Origin of the sequence: Parvibaculum sp. (assembly GCF_049672805.1) — a bacterium.
Lineage (GTDB): Bacteria > Pseudomonadota > Alphaproteobacteria > Parvibaculales > Parvibaculaceae > Parvibaculum.
The window spans coordinates 1-1,805 of sequence record NZ_JBATWS010000182.1; the positions used below are offsets into that span (position 1 = coordinate 1).

Sequence of the window (1,805 nt, forward strand, 5' to 3'; positions counted from 1 at the left end):
GGAATATTCGAGCGCGGGCACGAGGGCTGTGACAGAAAGCCCGTCACGCGCAAACACGGCTCTGCCCTCTGCGATGGCATGGCCTTCATGCGCGGCAATGTCATACTGCCCTTCAGCATGAAGGAGATGCACGCCATCCCCCGTTGCAGGGAGGCTTGATACTTCGGCGCGGAAGGACAGGACTTCAGGAGAAACCTTGCCCTCGCCCGCGACGAGAAGCGGCGCAATGCGCGGCGCGGAAGACGCTTCCCTTACCTCTATCCCTTCGGTTGACACAGAAAAGGCATCGCCATCCGGGCGGATAGAGAGCGGCCCCGCAAGCATGAAATCGCCCTGCGGCGTTCCGATCTCGAGAACCGCCTTCTCGATCTCAACAGGCGGCACCGCCATGCCGCCGCCTTCGCCGCCGCCCTGCAGCAACGGATCAAGCGCGCCGAATGACAGACCGTCTTCATCAAACCGGATCCGGCCATAGGCCTCGCCCACATCGATGCTGCGCACACGGCCGGAAATGAGTTCGCCCAGCGAATAGGTGACGGTGACATCACCCACCCGCGCGTCGGGCGAGGCGGGATCGCCAATCACCACATCCGATAGCGAGATGCTCCGCAGGCCAATGAAAGAGACATCGAAGGAAACAGGCGTGATGCCGCGCTCAGCAAGCTCGCCCGCAATCACCTGCGCCGCAAGATCGCGCCGCTGCTGCCAGGCCCAGACCGCCGCAATGACGCAAACGATGAGCACAGCCCCGATGAGCAGAAGCATGCCTTTCCGCCTGCCCTTCAGCATACACAGCACCCTTCCGCCTGCAGAGATTCGTCCGTCCTTCCGGTCATTGTTTCGCCACGCTGTCCCGCCAATATCGCCCTGCCTCAGTCAGCCGATTTCCATTTAATATAGACTGTCCATCCGATTGACGGCGATTCGATGGCGATGATTTGACATCAGAGGGAGAGGTTATGGCGCGCGCATTTGGGCAGATCGAACGGAGGATCACACATATGCTTTCAGCTTCCCGCGGCATGGTGGGTATCGTGACCGGCCTGGCCATGCTGGCCTTCGCCACCCTTCCCGCCGCTGCGCAGTCCTCCGACACCTACAAGGAAGACGAGATCGTCAGGGAAGCCGGCAATTTCTTCGGCGATGTCTCCGAAGGGCTGGCCGACGCGGTTCACAGCATCTTCAAGAAATATGGCGAGCCTAACGCCTTCATCAAAGGCGAAGAGGCGAGCGGTGCCTTCGTTGTCGGCCTGCGCTATGGTCAGGGCGAACTGGTGATGAAAAACGGCACCCGCAAAACCGTCTATTGGCAGGGCCCGAGCGCCGGCTGGGATTTTGGCGGCAATGCCGTGAAGAGCTTCACGCTGGTCTATAGCCTGCCCAATGGCGACGCGATCTACCGCCGCTATCCCGGTGTGGAAGGCAGCGCCTATCTCGTGGGTGGCATCGGCATCAATTATCAACAGCGCGACGATGTGATTCTCGCCCCCATGCGCTCCGGCGTGGGCGTGCGGCTCGGTGCAGCCGTGGGTTATCTGAAATACACCAAATCCCGGGAATGGTTGCCCTTCTGACGCAGCCTTTCGAAAAATGACAGGAGGGCTGGCCGTTTTCGGTGACAGCCCTCCTGCTTTTCTGGCAGTCTCGCCCCGCTCTGTCAGAGTAACCAGTTCTTCCGACGCCAGTTCCGACCGGGGGTTCCATGATCGAGAGCCTGATGCTGATTGCGCTGGGCTTTTTCATCGCAACGCTGCTTGCGGCGGTGACGATGCAATTTGTCTGGCGCCGCGCTGTGACGGTGACAA

At 60.7% G+C, this 1,805-nt stretch carries 2 protein-coding genes; one reads left to right on the forward strand and one right to left on the reverse strand.

The window, feature by feature from the left end:
• Window positions 1-765 (reverse strand): hypothetical protein (locus WBF74_RS05915; protein WP_424436623.1); only part of this gene is annotated, 765 nt, incomplete at its 3' end.
• A 236-nt stretch (window positions 766-1,001) separates the two neighbouring features.
• Between WBF74_RS05915 and WBF74_RS05920 the strand changes: the two genes are divergently transcribed.
• The gene (locus WBF74_RS05920) at window positions 1,002-1,574 is read left to right on the forward strand and encodes a DUF1134 domain-containing protein (RefSeq protein ID WP_424436626.1); all 573 of its coding nucleotides are present in this window, start codon (window positions 1,002-1,004) and stop codon (window positions 1,572-1,574) included.
• Window positions 1,575-1,805: the final 231 nt, after the last annotated feature.

Coding starts and splice junctions, on each gene's coding strand:
- WBF74_RS05920 (WP_424436626.1), top strand. CDS start 1,002: ATGCTTTCAGCTTCCCGCGGCATGGTGGGTATCGTGACCGGCCTGGCC.